Origin of the sequence: Adlercreutzia equolifaciens (assembly GCF_029076695.1) — a bacterium.
Classification (GTDB): Bacteria; Actinomycetota; Coriobacteriia; order Coriobacteriales; family Eggerthellaceae; genus Adlercreutzia; species Adlercreutzia equolifaciens_A.
In genome coordinates, this window is the sequence record NZ_JARFIK010000573.1 from 1 (window position 1) to 290 (window position 290).

A 290-nucleotide genomic window follows, 5' to 3' on the forward strand; every position below is an offset into this window, starting at 1 on the left:
GGCGCGTCGATCAACTGATCGACGCGGGGCTCTTCGTGCAGCGTCTGGAGCGGGAGGAGGGCGATCCCTGGTATCGCTACCAAGCCATGCTGCAGGAGGTGCTGCACGTCCGCTTGCACCGCATGGAAGAGGACGACCTGCGGACTCTTGTCGATCGCGCCCGAGCTTGGCTGCTTGTTGAAGGGTTCGACGATGCCGCCGTGGGACTGTCCTATTGGATGCGCGACTACGAGGCCATCTGCGCCATTGTCGAGCAACGGTGGATGTCGCTCTATATGAACGACGAGCTC

At 62.1% G+C, this 290-nt stretch carries 1 protein-coding gene; it reads left to right on the forward strand.

What is annotated here, in order from left to right:
• Nucleotides 1–290, forward strand: a 290-nt coding sequence (locus PZH32_RS13645) for a hypothetical protein (protein ID WP_275208798.1), incomplete at both ends; no start/stop codon positions are given.